The following is an 18,985-nucleotide window of genomic DNA, read 5'->3' on the forward strand; positions in this document are numbered from 1 at the left end:
GCGTCATCGTCCGGTGGCGACGCGAGGAGGCTCCGCGAGGACTACAGGGATGGATGCCGCACATCAGGCGCACGGGAGGCGCACGATCCTGCTCGTCGACGACGAGGCCGCGCACCGCTATGCGCTGCGGCGCCGGCTGGAACTGGCCGGCTTCGCGGTGATCGAGGCGCCGGACGGCGCCGAAGCGCTGCGCCTGGCCGTCGGCGGCGGCGAGGGCAAGGGTGAAGGGGATGCGTGCGGCATCGACGCCATCATCCTCGACGTCATGCTGCCCGACATCAGCGGCTTCGAGGTCTGCCGCCAACTGCGCGCGTCGAAGTCGGCGGCGGCTGTCCCCATCATCCATGTCTCCGGCATCCACGTCGACGATCGCGACCTCGTCCACGGGCTCGAAAGCGGCGCGGATGCCTACCTCACGCGTCCGGTCGACGAGGACGTGCTGATCGCCAACCTGCATGCGCTGCTGCGGCGGCGCGAGGTGCTGCGCGCGCTGTCCGACGAACTCGACCGGAAGCGGCTCGACGAGGAACGCGCGCGGGACCTGTTCCTCGCGATCCTCGGGCACGACCTGCGCAATCCGCTGGACGCGATCTCGATGAGCAGCCAGCTGCTGGTCAAGGCGCCGCCTTCCGCCGACATGACGCAGAAGATGGCGGCCCGCATCACGGCGGCGTCGCGGCGCATGACGCACATGCTCGACGACATCCAGGACTACGCGCGCAGCCGGCTCGGCGCGGACCTGATCCTGCGGCGCACGCCGCAGCGCCTGGGCGCGCTGGCGTCCGCGGCCATCGACGAGGCGCGCGGCGCCAATCCCGGCCTGATCATCGAGCTGGTGCGGCAGTCCCCGGACGACGGTGCGTGGGACGGCGAACGGCTCTCGCGCGTCATCGCCAACCTGCTGCGCAACGCCGCGCAGCACGGAGCCGAAGGGCGGACCATCGTCGTGACGGCGGGCGGTCGCGGGGACCTGCGCACCCTGTCGGTCCGCAACGAAGGCCGTCCGATCCCGGACGAGGTGCTGGGCAGCCTCTTCGAGCCGATGGTGCACCGGACCACCGACGCGCCGGCGGCGAGCAACATGGGCCTCGGGCTCTTCGTGTGCCGGACGATCGTGGAAGCGCACGGCGGCCACATCGCGGTCGAGACCGGCGAGGCGGGCACCGTCTTCCGGATCGAGCTGCCGGCCGTTGCGCCTGTCGACCTGCCGCCAGGCGCGGACGCTCCGAACGACCTTTAAGGCGGGGAGGCCGCTGCGCTACTATCGGCGCATAGACCGTGAGGTTGTCATCCCGAAGTCCTTGCTTCGTTCGAGGCTCTCGAACGCGCCGCAAGTCCTCGCCGTGATCGCTTGGCGCTTCTGTTCGCGCCGCATGTCGTGGCGCGAAACGCGAAGAAAACGCAAGGAATAAGGCCATGGCTGCACCGCAGGACCTGGAAGCGCTGCGCATCGGATTGCGCACCTGTGTGGACGCGCTTCACCGACGTCGCGCGAGCGAGATCCCCGAACTGCTGATCGAGCAGCTGGTGCGCCAACGCTGGCTCGAATGGCGCGGCGGGGCGCTGTGCCTCACCGGGGACGGCGAGCGCATCTACTGGCAGGAGCTGGTGTGAGCGCCGCGCTGCAGCGCGCGAGCCAGCGGACGTGCGGGCGTGCGTGGAAGCGGATGCGGGAGCGGACGTGCTGATCCGGACGCGTCTGGCCAACATCACCGGACTGCGGATCGATTCGTTTGATCTGGTATTCGTGACGGCGCCGGCGACGGATGTCGGGGCGGTCATCTATCAGCGGCCCGGATTGCCGACGCGGAGGGTGCTCCACGTGGAGGGCGTCGCCGACGATCGCGAGGCGGCTGCGCAGGCGATCAGGAGGGAGCTCGACCCGTCGCTCTTGAGCGACGGGTGGAAGCTGTGAGCCCCTCGTGAGCCCCTGGCGCGCGCCTCGGGAGAGGCGGGCCTGAGGGCATCACTCAGTCTGCGTTCAGATGACGCGGATGCTGGAGGCTTGCGGGCCCTTCGGGCCGTCCTTGGTCTCGAACTCGACCTTGGCGCCTTCAGCCAGCGTGCGGAAGCCGCCGGAGCTCTGGATTTCGCTGTGGTGGGCGAACAGGTCCTTGGAGCCGTCGGCCGGGGTGATGAAGCCGAAGCCCTTGTCGTCGCTGAACCACTTCACGGTGCCCTGCTTGGTCGTCATGTTGTTTCCTTTGGAATGAATGACAGGAAAAACCCGGCGCACGGATGCGTGCCGGGACAGAGACACTCAAGAGCTTGCAGCGGGGGGGTGTTGCTGAAGCAGTCCGCTCGCACGAGGGGCCCGGGGAGGGCCGGCGGCGGCTGCAGAGAAGACCTCAGAAGAAAGGTCTTGTGCGAATCTATCCGGCTAATGTAGCACGGATGTGTCATTCGTAGCACTGATGAGTCAGCCGCCCCTCAAAGACTACTTCTGCGGGTGGTAGTCGTTGACGTAGGGCATGGCAATCCAGCGGTATCCCTTGCCATCGGCTTGCAGGTGCCCGACGCCGGGGAAGGCGATGTGGTCGCCCGCGACCCAGTAGCGGCCCTTCAGCGCATCGGCGAAGGCCTGCTTGCGCGTGGCGGCGGCCACCTTCGGATCGACGTCGAAGGCGACGGTCACATCGGGCCGGGGCAACTGCACGTCGGCCACGTGGAGCAGGTCGCCCCAGAACACCAGCTTCTCGCCCTGGCTCTCCAGCACGTAGAAACTGTGGCCCGGCGTGTGTCCCGGCGCCGGCAGCGAGCGGATGCCCGGGATGTCCGGGAAGAGTGCGGTCTCGCCGCTGAAGGTCTTCACGCGGCCCGCGTCGACGTAGGGCTGGACCTTCGCCAAGGCCTGGTCGAAGTAGACCTTCAGGGCTTCCGGCGCGCGCTCGCGCTGGCCGGCGCCCAGCCAGTAGTCGAGTTCCTTGCGTTCGAGGTGCAGCGTCGCGTTGGGGAAGACGAGGCGCGATCCGTCCATCAGGCCGCCGGTGTGGTCCGTGTGGATGTGGGTGATGAGGATGTCGGTGATCTGCTCGGGCGCATAGCCGGCGCCTTTCAGGCTCGCGCTGATCTTGTTGAGCGTCGGGCCGTAGAGCTCGCCGGTGCCGGCGTCGATCATCACCAAGCGGTCGCCGGCCTTGATCAGGTAGGCGTTGATCGAGGCCTCGACCTCGGTGCTTTGATAGGTCGCGGCCAAGCGCTTCGCGATCTCGTCGGCGCTGATGCCCTTCAACACCTGCTGCGCCGGGATGGGCAGCGTGCCGTCGGACAGCGCGACGACTTCGAATGCGCCGATCTTGAAGTGCTGGTAGCCCGCCTGGATGTGGCTGAGCTTGGGCGCGGGCGCGCTCGCGCCCTCCGCGTGGACGGCGGGCGCCACGGTGGCGAAGGCGGCGGCGATGGCCAGGGTCAGGGTGAGGAATGATCGATTCATCATGGTCTTGTGGACGTCGAGGTCGGAATGGCAGGTGATGGTGGAGCGGTCAGGCGGTCGCGGCAGTCGCGGCGGACGGTAGTCCGTGCGTGAACAGGCTGGCGCGCGTCTGCGCGTCGGTGTCCTGCTTGAAGTCGAAGCGGGACGGCAGCTCGGCGACGCGTCGTGCGGCGGGGCGTTCGTTGATCTCGTTGAACAGCCGCGCCACGTTGGGATAGCGCTTCCAGGCTTCGGCCCCAAGCAGGTACTGCAGGCCGCGGCACCAGCCCCACAGCGCCATGTCGACCAGGGAGTACTCGTCGCCGAGCAGGTAGCGATGCGTGGCCAGGCGCGCCTCCACGATCGCCCAGTGGCGGTCCGCTTCGAAGCGGTAGCGATGCGCGCCGTAGGCCTCGCCGGCGGGCGCGTAGTGGGTGAAGTGGATGGCCTGGCCGGTGAACGGGCCGACGCCCGAGGCGATGAACATCAGCCACGACAGCAGCTCCGCCTGGCCGGCGTCGGACGGCTCGCCGTTGAATCGTCCCGTCTTGCGGGCGAGGTGAAGCAGGATGGCCGAGCTATCAAAGACGGCGATACCGTCGTCGACGATCGCCGGGACCTTGCCGTTCGGATTGATGGCGCGGAAGGCCGCGCCGTGCTGCTCGCCCTTGGCGATGTCGACGGGAATCAATCGATAGGCAAGACCGCTTTCCTCCAGGAATAATGCGACCTTCGACGGGTTCGGCGTCGGGTGGTAGTAGAAATCGATGCTGGACGACATGAGCGCTCCGGGGTGGTTCTGGCTTCAAGGGAAGCGAAGCGTAGGACCGGAGAGGCGTCGGGTGTGAGTCGTCAGAGTCGATGGGAGGTATCGGAATCGTGGATATGAGACGTTCGGATCTGCATCTGCTGATCTCGCTGGACACGCTGCTCGACGAACTCAACGTCACGCGCGCCGCGCAGCGCATGCACATCAGCCAGCCGACGCTGTCGGGGCATCTGGCCAAGCTGCGCGAGCTGTTCCAGGATCCGCTGCTGGTGCCGTCGGAGACCGGCCGCGGCATGGTGGCGACGGAACGCGCGCTGGCGCTGCGGCCGGCACTCGCGCAAGCGCTCTCGCAGTTGCGCGAAGCCGTGGCGCAGCCGCACGACTTCGATCCGGCGACGTCGGCGCGGACCTTCACCGTCGCGGCCAACGACAGCGTGTTCACGATCCTCGCGCTCGACGTGATGGCCGAGGTGATGCGTCACGGCAATCCCGAGCTGCGCATGGCCGTCGTGCCGGCCTACGACGTCGGGCTGGTGGAGCGCATGGCGCGCGGCGAGGTCGATCTTTTCCTCGGCGACATCGACAAGGTGCCGGAATCGCTGAAGGCGAGATTCCTGCTGCGCGCCGATTTCGCGCTGGCGCAGCGTCGCGGTCACCCGCGCGGAGCGAAGCCGCCCAAGCTCGATGAATACTGCGATCTCGGCCACGTCATCGTGTCGGCCAAGGGCGAGTTCTCATCGTCCGTCGACGATGTGCTGGCCAAGCTGGGCCGGCACCGCCGCGTCACCGCGGCGGTGCCCAGCTACAACCAGGTCGCGCTGGTGCTGTCGCAGACGGACCTCGTCACGACGCTCCCGCGCCAGCTGCTGCAGCGCTACGAGTCCTTCGTCGAGCTGCTCGAACTCCCGTTCGAGCTGGCGCCGTTCCGGCTCGCGATGGCGTGGCACCCGCGATCGCAGAACGACGCCGCCGGGAAGTGGCTGCGGAACTGCTTCACTGCGGCCGGTACGTGACCTTCAGCTGGTAATTGCCGGCCGAGTAGCCGTAGACCAGCACGTACACGTCCCCGTTGGCCGTCATGGTCACGCTGCAGCCCTCGGTCGCCGTCGAGCCGTTGGAGCGGCAGGTGTAGGTCGAGGTGGTCGGCACCGCGCTCTTGCGGACGTAGAGGTCGATGTCGCCGGTGCCGGTCGTGCTCGCCGCGAGGCTGCCGCCGTTGGCGACCTTGAACGGGCCGAAGCTCTTGCTCTCGCCGCGCGCCAGGCTGCCGCTGAAGTTCTCCGTCTTGTCCGTGGGCGGCGGCGTGCCGGGGCCGTCGCTGCCCAGTTCCACCGCGTAGGCCGCGGCCATGCGCGCGAACTTCAGCGCGTGGTCGGCCTGGCTGCCCATGTTGGCGTAGGTGTCGTTGGCGGTGTGGATGTACGGGTTGTCCGCGCTGAAGCTGGACTCGAAGGGCATGCTCGCGAAGAAGCCCTTGGCGTTCCACGACGCGTGGTCCGAGCAGGCGTAGCCGCAACGGTCCGTCCCCACGCGCAGCGTCGGCAGGTAGGTCGCGATCACGTTCGTGAGGAAGGTGTTCTGCGCGCTGTCGGTGTAGTCGGTGAAGATGTAGATGTCGTTGGCGGCGCCCTTGTAGTTGGTCATGTCCAGCTGCAGCACGCCCACCACGTTGGTGCCGGCGGCGGCGAAGCTGTTGGCGATCTCCTGCGAGCCGCGCAGGCCGACTTCCTCGGCCGCATAGGCCATCAGCTTGATCGTGCGGCGCGGCTTGTAGTTGGCCTGCACCAGCGCGCGCAGCACCTCGGTGAGGCTGGCCACGCCCGAGGCGTCGTCGTCCGCGCCCGGCGCGCGCATGGTCTCGCCCGAGCCGCCGGACTGGTTGATCGAGTCCAGGTGCGCGCCCATCACGATCACTTCGCTGCCGTTGTCGCTGCCCTGGATGGTCGCGATCACCGACTTCTGCGCCCAGCCCGCGTGGGTGAACTGCTCGACGGTGATGTCGCTGCGGCCCGCGCCCAGCGTCGTCCACTTCTGCTTGAGCCAGTTGGACGCCGCCACGCCGCTGGTGCTCGTGTAGTAGCGGTTGATGTTGGCGGACAGGTCGACGATGGTCTGGCCGATGTTGCTGGCCTGCATCTGCGACAGGATGGGCGTCACGACGGCCTGCTGGTCGATCGTGTAGCTGGGCCGCGTCGCGACCAGCGCGGCGGCCAGCTGCTGCGACGCGAGCGGCGTGCTGTGGCGCTGCAGCGAGGCGATGCCGGCCTCGCGGCTCGGGTGGTACATGTAGCCGCCGCAGCGGCGCAGCTCCTCGTGGATCGAGTGGCTCAGCGAGGCGAGCGCGTCCTCGTCGACCTCGACGAGATGGATGCCTTCGTTCGTGGCGGTGAAGGACTGCGCCGACGCATCCTGCGCGACGTCGGCCTTGACGCTGGCCACGGCGCGCGCGGCCGGACGGTGCTTCTGCAGCTGGGCCAGCGCGGCGTCGCCGAGGCTGATCCAGACCTTGTCGCCCGCATAGGCGGGCGTGAGCGCGGCCAGGCCGACGCACACCGCGGTGATGGTGAGGAATGAACGCATGGGTGGTTGCTCCGGAGTCGTTCCAGGAATGGCGAAGCCGGCGCGCCGCGCGGGGCGGCGCGCCGGAGTCCGAGGCGTCGCGCAGGGCGACGCGTCGGGATCGATCAGGCTTGTCTAGCCGTGGATCAAGCGGGGATCAGTACGTCCCGACCAGGGTCGCGCTGGTCACCTTCGCGTACGCGCTGACCAGCACGTAGTACACGCCGGCGGTCGGCGCGGAGAAGGTGATCGTCTCGGCGTTGGTCGAGCCGATCGAGCGCTTGTCGTAGCTCGTGGTCGTCGGCGCGGAGCCGCGCTTGACGTAGACGTCGCCGTCGCCCGTGCCGCCGGACAGCTTGATGGTCAGCGTGGAGCGGCCGGCCGGGACGGTGATGCTGTACAGCTTCGTCGCGCCCGTGGCCAGCGAGATGCCGGTCACCGGCACGCCGGAGGTCAGCGGCGTCGCGGTCGGCGGCGGCGTGGTGCCGGAGCAGCTCACGCCGACGCTGGCGAAGGCGGCGGTCACGTCGGCCTTGGCGTAGCCGCGGTTGGTCGCGGCCGTTTCCACGCCGCAGGCGCCCTGGTTGAAGGTGCTGTTGGCGGTCCAGTACAGACGGTTGGCGTCGACCATCACCTCGAAGGCCTTGCGCGTGTTCCAGCCCGGCTTGGTGGCCAGCAGGTAGAAAGCCTTGTTGTAGACGCCGCTGGAGTAGTGCACGTCCATGCCGCTGCGGTAGTCGGCCGCGTTGCCGATGGAGCTGCCGTCGCGGGTCGGATCGTCGAAGTAGCGCAGCGCGCCCGAGCCCTTGAAGATCTGCGCGCCCACCAGCCAGTCGTTGCTGCCGTTGTTGCGGTAGTACTCGGCGGCTTCGCCGGCCATGTCGGAGAAGGCTTCGTTCATGCCGCCGGACTGGCCGGAGTAGGTCAGTCCGGAGTTCTGCTCGGTGAAGCCGTGGCTCACCTCGTGCGCGGACACGTCCAGCGAGACCAGCGGATAGAAGGTGGTGCGGCCGTCGCCGAAGCTCATCGCCGTGCCGTCCCAGAACGCGTTCTCGTAGTTGCTGCCGTAGTGCACGCGCATGTACAGCGTGCCGGTCAGCGGACGGATGTTGAACCAGTCGCCGTACATCTTGAAGATGATCTCGCCGAAGTAGTGCGCGTCGTTCAGCGGCGAGTAGGCGCCGTTGATCTGCTTGTACTCGTTGCGCGAGCAGGTGAACTGGAAGGGCGTGTTGCTGGCGCCGGTGCTGCCGTTGAGGTTGACCGTGACGACGTTGCCGGAGTTCATCTGGCAGGTGTCGGTCACCTTCAGGGGCGGGTAGTCGGTGCCGTACTCATAGCGGCCGGTCTTGGCGTTGCCGCCGGGGCCGGTCGCGTCCTTGTGGGCCAGGCCTTCCCAGCGCTCCAGCACCGCGCCGGTGGTGGCGTCGATCATGAAGTGGGGGCGGCTGGGCTGCTTGGCGTCATGGCGCACGAAGGACACCAGGTAGAACAGCTGCGCCTTGTTGTTCTGGTTCAGCCGGACGTAGAGCTTGACCTGCTCGTTCTCGGTGATGGCGGCGTTGATGGACCCCTTGGCCTGCGCCAGCGCGCCCTGCGAGGTCAGGCTGGCCTGCGTGGTCGGCAGGTCCTGCTGGATGTTGGCCAGCATGCTGCCGGAGAAGCGCGAGGTGCCGGCGTCGCTGCTCTCGACCACCCCTTCGCCCCAGACCGGGACGCCCTGGTAGTACTGCTGGTGACGCGTCACGACCTTGCCGCCGGCGTAGGCCTGGCTGCGCACGGCCTGCAGCTCGTTGGCGCCGAGTCCGAGCGCGGTGGCCGCGGATTGCGGCGCGGCGCTGGTGGCGCGCATCTGCGTGTTCACCGGGGAGGTGTCGTCCAGCAGGACGCGGTCCGCGGCGATCGCCTGGCAGGCGGCGGTGGCCGCGGCGGCGAGGAGGGTGGCGCGCACGGCGCGACGGATGATTGCCTGTGTGGAAACCTTAGACATAAGCCTCTTTCTTTCGTGATGGATCGATCAGATCTCCCGAAGAAACGGCCGTACGCGCTCAGGTAGGAACGGGACGGCCCCCTCTGCTCGCGACCCAGTGGTGGGGCCGTGTCAGATGTTGTTGGAGGTGCGGCTGGCGCCGCGTCCCGAGGTGTCGCCGGGTGCCTCGGAGGACCCGAGGTCGGTTGTGGGTGGTCCGGACGACTGGGCGAATGTAGGGGCTGCGCGGGCCGGTTCGGCCTGTCAGGCCTTACAGCCGGTGTAACCCTTGCAACCGGATTCCCGGGCACGGCCCTGGCTGGCGGGCGCGCGATAGGCGAGGATCCCGATTGCCGCGACCCCGATCCAGAGGACAAGCTCGAAACCGGTGACGTATCAGGAGACGCACACCATGACGCCCATGGAGACCAACACCCCGCACACCGCCGCCGCCGCCGCCGCCGCCGCCGACGTGGACCGGCAGGCCGCCGCCGCCCCGGCGCCCCAATGGCGCACCCACGAGGTGGCCAATCAGGTCGACGAGCTCAGCGGCTACTCGCTGCTGGAGACCGACCCGGCGCTGAAGGCGGCGCTCGCGCGCGCCGGCGCCGAGGCCTTCGTGCCGGGTCTTGCCGCGTATGCCGAGGCGCTCGGCAGGGCCGAGACCTTCGCCCTCGCCGAGCGCATCAACCGCGTCACGCCGACGCTGGACAGCTTCGACAAACGCGGCCGGCGCATCGACCGCGTCGAGTTCGACGCGGGTTGGCACGAGTTGCTGGCGATGTACCGCCGGGCGGATCTGGTCGCGATGCCGTTCCGCGACGAGCGGCCCGGCCGCTGGGTCGCGTGGGCTGCGGGCTTCTACCTGCACGGGCAGGTCGAGGCCGGCACCTTGTGTCCCGCGACGATGACGCAGGCCAGCATCCCGGTGCTGCGCCGCGAGCCGCAGTTGTGGAACGCGCTGCGCGATCAACTGTTCAGCACCGAGTACGACGGGCGAGACCTGCCCCTTGCGCAGAAGCGCTCGATCTGGCTCGGCATGGGCATGACCGAGAAGCAGGGCGGTTCCGACGTGCGCGCCAACACGACGCGCGCGGAGCCGGTCTCGCACGGCGGTGGAAGCGGAGGCGGCCGCGGCGGCGAGTACCGGATCACCGGCCACAAATGGTTCTTCTCCGCGCCGATGTGCGACGCGCACCTGGTCGTGGCCAAGACGCCGGACGGCGCGCCGGGCTGCTTCTTCGTGCCGCGCTGGCGGCCCGACGGGACGAAGAACGCCGTCAACGTGCAGCGCCTCAAGGACAAGGTCGGCAACCGCAGCAACAGCAGCTCCGAAGTCGAATTCCAGGACGCCTACGGCGTGCTGATGGGCGAGGAGGGTCGCGGCATTCCGACCATCATCGAGATGGCCACCTACACGCGCTTGAACTGCGTCGTCGGCAGCGCGGCGATGCTGCGGCAGGCGCTGGTGCAGGCCCTGCACTACACGCGGCATCGCCGGGCCTTCGGCAAGCGGCTCGCGGAGCAGCCGCTGATGCGCGCGGTGCTCGCCGATCTGGCGCTCGAAAGCGAAGCCGCGATGCAGTTGAGCCTGCGACTGGCGCACGCCTTCGAGCATCAGGACGATCCGCGAGAGCGCACCTGGATGCGGCTGGTCACGCCGGCGGCGAAGTTCTGGGTCTGCAAGCGCGCGGTCGAGCTCTCGGGCGAGGCGATGGAAGTCCTGGGCGGCAACGGCTACATCGACGACGGCATCATGGGCCGGCTGTACCGCGAAGCGCCCGTCAACTCGATCTGGGAGGGTTCGGGCAACGTGATGTGCCTGGACGTCATGCGCGCCGTCGCGCGGGATCCGCAAGCCTTCCTGGCGCTGCTCGACGAGGTCGAGGCGGACGTCGGCGACGAGCGGGTGCTGCGCAGCGAGCTCGATGCCTTGCGCGGATGGCTGGCCACGCCGCCCGATCAGCTGGAAGCGCTCGGCCGTCGTTTTGCGTCCCGGCTGGTGCTGCTCGCGCAGGCGGCGCTGCTGCGCCGGCACTCGCCCGCGTTCGTCGCCGATGCGTTCATCGCCAGCCGGTTCGACCCGCATTGGGGCGCGGTCGCCGGGGCGTTCGACACGCGCAGCGTCGACGTCGACACGCTGTTGCAGAGCGCCTTCCCCGCGTGACCTAAACTTGCCCGCTTTCGTTGCTCTCTGGGCCCTGGGCCCGTCGCTGTTTTGGACAAGATCCTGCTTCAGATTGCCGCCGAACTGAAGGTTCGCCCGGCTCAGGTCAACGCGGCCGTGGAACTGCTCGACGGCGGGGCCACCGTCCCGTTCATCGCCCGCTACCGCAAGGAGGCCACCGACGGCCTCGATGACATCCAGTTGCGCGAACTCGAGGCCCGCCTGAGCTATCTGCGCGAGCTCGAGGACCGCCGCGAGGCCGTGCTCAAGAGCATCGAGGAGCAGGGCAAGCTCACGCCCGAACTCGCCGCGGCCATCGCCGCCGCGCCGACCAAGCAGGAGCTGGAAGACCTCTACCTCCCGTACAAGCAGAAGCGCCGCACCAAGGGCCTCATCGCCCGCGAGGCCGGCCTGGAGCCGCTCGCCGACAAGCTGTTCGCCGATCCGACGCTCGATCCGATGAGCGAGGCGGGGGCCTTCCTCAACCCGGATGCCGGCTTCGCCGATGCGTTCGCGGTGCTGGACGGCGTGCGCGACCTGCTCTCCGAGCGCTGGGCCGAAGACGCCCTGCTGATCGGCAAGCTCCGCGAATGGCTGTGGGAGGAGGGCCTGTTCAAGTCCAAGCTGATGGACGGCAAGGACGAGAACCACCCCGACATCTCCAAGTTCCGCGACTACTTCGACTACGCAGAGCCGATCCGCACCGTGCCCTCGCACCGCGCGCTCGCCGTCTTCCGCGGTCGCACGCAGGAGTTCCTGGACGCCAAGCTGGCGCTCGACGAGGAAGTCGTCCTCGGCCAGCCCTCGCTCGCCGAAGGCCGCATCGCGCGCCACCTCGGCTGGAGCCACGGGAAGCGCGCCGGCGACGAGCTGATCCGCAAGACCGTCGCGTGGACCTGGAAGGTCAAGCTCTCGCTGAGCCTGGAGCGCGACCTCTTCGGGCGCCTGCGCGAGGAGGCCGAGAAGGTCGCCACCAAGGTCTTCGCCGAGAACCTGCGCGACCTGCTGCTGGCCGCGCCGGCCGGCAAGCGCGTCGTCATGGGCCTGGATCCGGGCATCCGCACCGGCGTGAAGGTGGCGGTCGTCAGCGACACCGGCCGCGTGCTGGACACCTCGACCGTCTACCCGCATGAGCCCAAGCGCGACTGGGAAGGGTCCATCCACACGCTGGGCCGCCTGTGCGCGACGCACGGCGTCAACCTCATCGCCATCGGCAACGGGACGGCCTCGCGCGAGACGGACAAGCTCGCCGCCGACCTCATCAAGCGCATTCAGTCGATGGCGCCGGGCACTGTCATCGAAAAGGTCGTCGTCAGCGAAGCCGGCGCCTCGGTGTACTCGGCCTCGGAATTCGCCTCGAAGGAACTGCCCGATCTGGACGTGTCGCTGCGCGGCGCCGTCTCCATCGCGCGTCGTCTGCAGGATCCGCTGGCCGAGCTGGTGAAGATCGATCCCAAGTCGATCGGCGTCGGTCAATACCAGCACGACGTCAACCAGAGCGAGCTCGCGCGCACGCTGGACACCATCGTCGAGGACTGCGTGAACTCGGTGGGCGTCGACCTGAACACCGCCTCCGCGCCGTTGCTGTCGCGCGTGTCGGGACTCTCGGCCAGCGTCGCCAATTCGATCGTGCGCTGGCGCGACGCCAACGGGGCGTTCCGCAATCGTCAGCAACTGCTGGACGTCACGGGCCTCGGCCCGAAGACCTTCGAGCAGGCGGCGGGGTTCCTGCGCATCCGCGACGGCGACAACCCGCTGGACGTCAGCGGCGTGCACCCGGAAACCTATCCGGTCATCGAGCGCATCCTGGCGCAGGTCCAGCGTCCGATCTCGGACGTCATGGGCAAGTCCGACGTGATCCGTGCGCTCAAGCCGGAGGCTTTCGCCGACGAGCGCTTCGGCGCCATCACCGTCAAGGACATCCTCGGCGAGCTGGAGAAGCCGGGCCGCGATCCGCGTCCTGACTTCAAGGTGGCGCGTTTCAACGACGGCGTCGAGGACCTCAAGGATCTGAAGGAGGGCATGGTGCTGGAAGGCACGGTGTCCAACGTCGCGCAGTTCGGCGCCTTCGTCGATCTGGGCGTGCATCAAGATGGTCTGATCCACGTCAGCCAGCTGGCCAACAAGTTCGTCAACGATGCCCGCGAGGTCGTCAAGACCGGTGACATCGTCAAGGTGAAGGTGCTGGAGGTCGATCTGGCCCGCAAGCGCATTTCGTTGACGATGAAGCTGGATGCGCAGGCGCCGCGTGGCGGCTCCAAGCCGGACAACAGCTTCCGTCCCGCGGGTCGCAATGAGCGCCAGGGCGGTGCTCGCCCATCCGGCGCACGTGAAGCCCAGCCGGCCGGCGGCAACGCGATGGCGGCGGCTTTCGCCAAGCTCAAGCGCTGAGCGCTATTTGGGCCAGGATCCGGCGCCGTCCACGGCGCCGGATCGCGTTTGATCCCACATTTTTCGCGGCTGGTCGCACCTGAGGTGTCGAAACGGGCGGCGTACGGCTACGCTGCGCGCCGTTTACCGTCAAAGACAAAAGTCGACAGACCGACACGGTGTCGACACCAGATCCTCGGGAGTTCCTTTGAAGACCCACGCCATCGCCAGGGCTTGCGCCCTTGTCTGCCTGTCTGCGCTTGCGCCGGCGACTGCTGTTCTTGCGCAGGATGCGCCACCCGGGATGGGCAACGAGCCGACGTCGGGCAAGCGCCTGGACCGTGTGGAGATCAGCGGTCGGAACACCGATTCGGAGCTGCGTCGTCGCGCGCCGGTGGCCAAGCAGATCTACGGGCGCGAGGAGCTCGACAAGTATGGGGACACGAGCGTGGCCGACGTGCTCAAGCGTCTGCCTGGCGTGAACGTCTCCGATGGTGCGCCCCGCATGCGCGGGCTGGGTTCCGGCTACACGCTGATCCTGATCAACGGCGATCCGGCGCCTCCGGGCTTCAAGCTGGACCAGCTGGATCCCGCGCAGGTCGAGCGCATCGAGCTGACCAAGGGCCCGAGCGCCGACCAGAGCGCGCAGGCCGTCGCTGGTGCGATCAACATCATCCTGAAGGAAGCGCCGAAGCTGTCGCAGCGCGACCTGCGCGTCGGGGCCGGCTACAACATCAACCATCCGGTGCCGTCCGCGACCTTCACCTATGGTGAGCGCTTCGGGCCAGTGTCGGTGTCGGTGCCGCTGTCGGCGTTCCAGTGGCTGCAGGAGATGACCTCCACGACCGAGCGCAGCGCCACCGACGTGGACGGCGATCCCGTCGTCGCCACGCAGCACGGCAAGATGCGCAACTGGGGCCATGGCTTCAACTCGGCGCCGCGCGCGACCTGGAAGCTCAGCGACGACGAAACCGTGTCGCTGATCGGCTTCGCGCAGAAGGGCTTCTGGAACAACTCGGTGCGGCTGACACAGGACGGCGTCTACAGCGACGGCACGCGTCTGGACGACAACGCCGACAACAAGGGCACCTGGCAGATGCTGCGCGCCAACCTGGCCTGGAACAACCGCTTCAGCGAGACGCAGAAGTGGGAGCTCAAGGCCGGCGTGCAGGACGCCAAGAACCACATCGAGAACCGCACGCGTCCGGTCGACGATCCGGTGGATGCGTTGCTCGACAGCCGCGACCGCAGCGTGACGCAGGCCGGCAAGTACAGCCACATCCTCGGCGAGGAGCACACGGTCACCGTCGGCTGGGACTTCGAGTTCCGCAAGCGCGACGAGATCCGCAACACGCTGGTCGGCGGCGAGGAGCAGCTCCCCGGCTTGAACGGCGAGAACTTCGGCGCGCGCATCCGCCGTCAGGCCTATTTCATCCAGGATGAATGGGAGATCAACCCGCAGTGGTCGACCTACTTCGGCCTGCGCCATGAGCAGATCGTGACGACCAGCCGCGGCGTCGGCACCGACGCGCGCAACAGCTCCAGCGTGCTGTCGCCGCTGTGGCACCTGACCTACAAGCTGGACCCGAAGGGGCGCGACATGATCCGCGCCAGCATCACCCGCAGCTACAAGGCGCCCGAACTGACGCAGATGCTGGGTCGTTACACGCTCAACAGCAAGTTCCAGCGGCCGGACGGCACCAACGACGAGTTCAACCCGGACCGCGTCGGCAATCCGTCGCTGAAGCCGGAGCTCGCCACGGGCGTGGATGTGTCCTACGAGAAGTACCTCACCGGCGGCAGCCTTTTCAGCCTCGGCGTCTTCCATCGCAACATCAGCCAGTTGATCCGCAACGTCGTCACGCTGGACGCGCCCACCGCCCTCGTGCCGTTCCCGCGCTACGTGATCCGGCCGATGAACTTCTCCAGCGCCACCACCAGCGGCATCGAGATGGAGCTCAAGGGCCGCGCGGGGGAACTGTTCCCGTCGCTGTTCGAGCCCAAGCTGCCGCTGAACCTGCGCAGTTCCGTGAGCGTCTATCGCTCGCGCGTGAAGGCCGTCGACGGGCCGGACAACCGCCTCGACCAGCAGCAGCCCTGGACCGCCAACCTCGGCTTCGACTACCGCTTCAGCAGCGTCCCGGTCACCACCGGCGCCAATCTGAATTACACGCCGGTCTACACGGTGCGTCAGACCGATCGTCAGAGCGTCGAGTACTCGCGCAACCGCGGCCTGGATGTTTTCGCCCAGTGGATGGTCAGCCCCAAGACCTCGGTCCGCTTCTCGGCCAATAATCTCTTCCCGCTCGACGCCCGGGCCGAGACCCAGCTGCCCGGTGACCAGTTCTACGCCACCGGTCGCGGTCTGAAGCCTTGGTTCCAGTTGAATCTGGAGATGAAGCTCTGATTCCCTCTGTCGGAATCGACAGATCGGCCGCGTCGGGCGCCTTCGAACCTTGAAAGGACGACCCGCCCGATGCAGGCCTTGCAGATCCTCGCCGGACCCCGTGCGCGCCAACGGCTGCGCGACCACGGCCTGCGCGCCGCCGATGTGCGCGTCGTGCCCGGCGCCGCCGGCGGTCCGAAGGGACTGGTGCTCAGCGCGCTCGACGCGCATCTCTTCGGCGAGTTCCTGCCGTCGGGCGGCCAGGAGGTCCACCTGCTCGGTGCCTCCATCGGCGCCTGGCGCATGGCCACCGCCTGCCTGACCCGCGACGCTGCGCAGGCGGATGCGGAGTTCGAGCGCCTCGCCCACGACTACGCCCATCAGGATTACGAGTCGGCGCCCGGCAAGCGGCCGACCGCCGCGACCGTCTCGCGCGCGTTCGCCGGAAAGCTCGGCGAGATCTTCGGCGGCCGCGAGGCCGAGGTGCTGTCGCATCCGCAGTTCCGGCTGCATGTGTTCACCTCGCGTGGGAGGCATGTGCTCGGGCGGGAAGGGCGGTTGCGTACGCCGCTCGGCTACCTGGGCGCGTTCGCGGCCAATGCCATGTCGCGGCGCGCGATGGGCGCCTGGCTGGAACGGGTCGTCTTCTCCGACAAGCGCTCGCCGCTGCCCATGCCGCTGGCCGACTACCGCAGCCGGCAGGTGCCGCTGGACGCAGGCAACCTCAAGCCCAGCATCCTGGCGAGCTGCTCCATCCCGTTCTGGCTGCAGGCCGTGCACGACATCGAAGGCGCACCCGCCGGCGCCTACTGGGACGGCGGCATCACCGACTACCACCTGCACCTGAACTACGCCGCGATGGTCGGCGACGGCATCGCGCTGTATCCGCACTTCCAGGCCAGCGTCGTGCCGGGCTGGCTGGACAAGGCGCTCAAGCACCGGCACCGGACCAGCGCCTTCCTCGACAACGTCGTGCTGCTCACACCCAACCCCGAGTGGGTGAAGACGCTGCCCAACGGCAAGCTGCCCGATCGCAACGACTTCCAGCGCTACCTGAACGACGTCCCCGGCCGCGCCCGCGACTGGCTGCGCGCCGTCCGCGAGGGCGAGCGGCTGAGGGACGAGTTCCGCGAAGCCTGCGCCCGTCCCACCCTCGACATCCAGGCGCTCTGAGCTACACTGGACGTCTCATTTTCTTTTTCCAACAAGGACCGGGAAAGGCGACATGGTTATGACACCGCGGACTACCACCTCCACTGCGAAGGTTTGAGCGACCGCGGCTCGTCACGTCTTTCATCAGCTGTCCGGAAAAAGTCAGCACCCCAGAAAAAGCGCGGCACGTGGTCGCGCTTTTTTGTTTTCTGGAGTTCCCCCTCATGTCCAACATCTCCATCCAACTGCCCGACGGCTCCAAGCGCGAGTTCCCGCAACCGGTGACCGTCGCCGAAGTCGCGGCCTCCATCGGCACGGGCCTGGCGAAGGCGGCGCTCGCCGGCCGCGTCGGCTCGGGCGATGACGCCAAGGTCGTCGACACCAGCTTCCTCATCGACAAGGACACGCAGCTGGCCATCGTCACGGACAAGGATCCGGACGGGCTGGATGTGATCCGCCATTCGACCGCCCACCTGCTGGCCTATGCCGTCAAGGAACTGTTCCCCGACGCGCAGGTCACCATCGGCCCGGTCATCGAGAACGGCTTCTACTACGACTTCTCCTACAAGCGCCCGTTCACGCCCGACGACCTGGCGGCGATCGAAGCCAAGATGGGCGAGCTGGCGAAGAAGGACGAGAAGGTCACGCGTTCGGTGCTGCCGCGCGATGAGGCCGTCGAGTACTTCAAGGGCATCGGCGAGGCCTACAAGGCCGAGATCATCGCCAGCATCCCGGCGGACCAGGATGTCTCGCTGTACGCCGAGGGCGGCTTCACCGACCTGTGCCGCGGCCCGCACGTGCCGTCGACGGGCAAGCTGAAGTTCTTCAAGCTGATGAAGGTGGCCGGCGCCTACTGGCGCGGCGACCACCGCAACGAGCAGCTGCAGCGCATCTACGGCACGGCCTGGGCGACCAAGGACGACCTGGCGAACTACCTGCGCATGCTGGAGGAAGCGGAGAAGCGCGACCACCGCAAGCTGGGCAAGGACCTGGAGCTGTTCCACATCGACGAGCACGCGCCGGGCGTCGTGTTCTGGCATCCCAAGGGCTGGACGATCTGGCAGGAGGTCGAGCAGTACATGCGCCGCGTGTACCGTGACAACGGCTACCAGGAAGTGAAGGGCCCGCAGCTGCTGGACAAGACGCTGTGGGAGGCCACCGGCCACTGGGACAAGTACCGCGACAACATGTTCACGACGGAATCGGAGAAGCGCGACTACGCGCTCAAGCCGATGAACTGTCCCGGCCACATCCTGATCTTCAAGCACGGCATCAAGAGCTACCGCGACCTGCCGCTGCGCTTCGGCGAGTTCGGCCAGTGCCATCGCAACGAGCCGACCGGCGGCCTGCACGGGATCATGCGCGTGCGCGGCTTCACGCAGGACGACGGTCACATCTTCTGTACCGAAGACCAGATCCTGGCCGAGTGCGTGGCCTACACGGCGCTGTTGCAGAAGGTCTACAAGGACTTCGGCTTCGACAACATCATCTACAAGGTCGCGACGCGTCCCGACGCGCGCATCGGTTCGGACGAGGTCTGGGACAAGGCCGAGTTCGCGCTGATGGAGTCGCTGCGCGCCTCCGGCGTGGAGTTCATCATCGCCCCGGGTGACGGCGCCTTCTACGGTCCGAAGATCGAATACACGCTCAAGGACGCGATCGGCCGCCAGTGGCAGTGCGGCACGATGCAGGTCGATTTCTCGATGCCTGCGCGCCTGGGCGCCGAGTACGTCGCCGAGGACGGCGAGCGCCACACGCCCGTCATGCTGCACCGCGCGATCGTCGGCAGCCTGGAGCGTTTCATCGGCATCCTGATCGAGCAGCACGCCGGCGCGCTGCCCGTCTGGCTGGCCCCGACGCAGGTCGTTGTCGCCAATATCACCGACGCCCAATCGGACTACGTTTCCAGCATTGTGAAAACGCTGCAAAAACAAGGGGTTAGGGTTCAGGCAGATTTGCGCAACGAGAAAATCACGTATAAAATCCGCGAGCATTCACTGCAAAAGGTGCCGTTCATCCTTGTCGTCGGTGACAAGGAAAAGGCGAACGGCGCAGTCGCAGTGCGCGCCCGAGGCAACCAGGATCTGGGCGTGATGTCGCTGGAGGACTTCGTGTCGAAGCTCTCGACCGCCATCGCGGACAAGGCCTGAGTCGGGCGCTTTTTGCGTTGTACTGATCATTAACGGACCCTTGCCAAGGCC

At 67.7% G+C, this 18,985-nt stretch carries 14 protein-coding genes; 9 read left to right on the forward strand and 5 right to left on the reverse strand.

The window, feature by feature from the left end:
• Nucleotides 1-49 precede the first annotated feature (49 nt).
• The 3 genes from ACQZ13_RS09300 (at nt 50) to ACQZ13_RS09310 (ending at nt 1,915) form a co-directional block, all read left to right on the forward strand.
• Entirely contained in the window at nt 50-1,240 is a 1,191-nt protein-coding gene (locus ACQZ13_RS09300) for a hybrid sensor histidine kinase/response regulator (RefSeq protein ID WP_431051281.1), read from the forward strand.
• A gap of 176 nt (nt 1,241-1,416) precedes the next feature.
• Entirely contained in the window at nt 1,417-1,614 is a 198-nt protein-coding gene (locus ACQZ13_RS09305) for a hypothetical protein (RefSeq protein ID WP_431051283.1), read from the forward strand.
• Nucleotides 1,615-1,681: 67 nt separating this feature from the next.
• Nucleotides 1,682-1,915 (forward strand): hypothetical protein, encoded by a 234-nt coding sequence (locus ACQZ13_RS09310; protein ID WP_431051285.1) that lies wholly within the window; start codon nt 1,682-1,684, stop codon nt 1,913-1,915.
• Between the two features lie 66 nt (nt 1,916-1,981).
• On the opposite strand, the gene ACQZ13_RS09315 is transcribed toward ACQZ13_RS09310, so the two are convergent.
• From ACQZ13_RS09315 to ACQZ13_RS09325, 3 genes are all read right to left on the reverse strand, one after another.
• Nucleotides 1,982-2,194, reverse strand: a complete 213-nt coding sequence (locus ACQZ13_RS09315; protein WP_067275787.1) for a cold-shock protein — start codon at nt 2,192-2,194, stop codon at nt 1,982-1,984.
• A 243-nt stretch (nt 2,195-2,437) separates the two neighbouring features.
• Nucleotides 2,438-3,433, reverse strand: coding sequence for an MBL fold metallo-hydrolase (locus tag ACQZ13_RS09320; RefSeq protein WP_431051288.1), 996 nt, complete (start codon nt 3,431-3,433; stop codon nt 2,438-2,440).
• Nucleotides 3,434-3,482: 49 nt separating this feature from the next.
• On the reverse strand, nt 3,483-4,193 hold the full coding sequence (locus ACQZ13_RS09325; protein ID WP_431051290.1) for a glutathione S-transferase family protein: 711 nt from the start codon (nt 4,191-4,193) through the stop codon (nt 3,483-3,485).
• Between the two features lie 104 nt (nt 4,194-4,297).
• On the opposite strand from ACQZ13_RS09325, the gene ACQZ13_RS09330 reads away from it, so the two are divergent.
• Nucleotides 4,298-5,194 (forward strand): LysR family transcriptional regulator, encoded by an 897-nt coding sequence (locus ACQZ13_RS09330; protein ID WP_431051292.1) that lies wholly within the window; start codon nt 4,298-4,300, stop codon nt 5,192-5,194.
• On the opposite strand, the gene ACQZ13_RS09335 is transcribed toward ACQZ13_RS09330, so the two are convergent.
• Together ACQZ13_RS09335 and ACQZ13_RS09340 are read right to left on the reverse strand one after the other, a co-directional pair.
• Nucleotides 5,175-6,761: a M20/M25/M40 family metallo-hydrolase gene (locus tag ACQZ13_RS09335; protein ID WP_431051294.1), complete on the reverse strand. Its 1,587-nt coding sequence runs from the start codon at nt 6,759-6,761 to the stop codon at nt 5,175-5,177. The genes ACQZ13_RS09330 and ACQZ13_RS09335 overlap by 20 nt on opposite strands.
• A gap of 136 nt (nt 6,762-6,897) precedes the next feature.
• Nucleotides 6,898-8,691, reverse strand: coding sequence for a M4 family metallopeptidase (locus ACQZ13_RS09340; RefSeq protein WP_431051296.1), 1,794 nt, complete (start codon nt 8,689-8,691; stop codon nt 6,898-6,900).
• A gap of 430 nt (nt 8,692-9,121) precedes the next feature.
• Here ACQZ13_RS09340 and ACQZ13_RS09345 point away from each other — a divergent pair, with 430 nt between their 5' ends.
• The 5 genes from ACQZ13_RS09345 (at nt 9,122) to thrS (ending at nt 18,934) form a co-directional block, all read left to right on the forward strand.
• On the forward strand, nt 9,122-10,876 hold the full coding sequence (locus ACQZ13_RS09345; RefSeq protein WP_431051298.1) for an acyl-CoA dehydrogenase family protein: 1,755 nt from the start codon (nt 9,122-9,124) through the stop codon (nt 10,874-10,876).
• A 51-nt stretch (nt 10,877-10,927) separates the two neighbouring features.
• Nucleotides 10,928-13,267: a Tex family protein gene (locus ACQZ13_RS09350; RefSeq protein WP_431051300.1), complete on the forward strand. Its 2,340-nt coding sequence runs from the start codon at nt 10,928-10,930 to the stop codon at nt 13,265-13,267.
• Nucleotides 13,268-13,550: 283 nt separating this feature from the next.
• Nucleotides 13,551-15,653, forward strand: a complete 2,103-nt coding sequence (locus ACQZ13_RS09355; RefSeq protein WP_431051302.1) for a TonB-dependent receptor plug domain-containing protein — start codon at nt 13,551-13,553, stop codon at nt 15,651-15,653.
• 69 nt (nt 15,654-15,722) lie between these two features.
• Complete coding sequence (locus ACQZ13_RS09360) at nt 15,723-16,805, forward strand: phospholipase (protein ID WP_431051304.1); 1,083 nt, start codon at nt 15,723-15,725, stop codon at nt 16,803-16,805.
• A 203-nt stretch (nt 16,806-17,008) separates the two neighbouring features.
• Nucleotides 17,009-18,934: a threonine--tRNA ligase gene (thrS, locus tag ACQZ13_RS09365; RefSeq protein ID WP_431051306.1), complete on the forward strand. Its 1,926-nt coding sequence runs from the start codon at nt 17,009-17,011 to the stop codon at nt 18,932-18,934.
• Nucleotides 18,935-18,985: the final 51 nt, after the last annotated feature.

Origin of the sequence: Roseateles sp. L2-2 (genome assembly GCF_050613215.1) — a bacterium.
In the GTDB taxonomy this organism is placed as follows: Bacteria; Pseudomonadota; Gammaproteobacteria; order Burkholderiales; family Burkholderiaceae_C; genus Roseateles; species Roseateles noduli.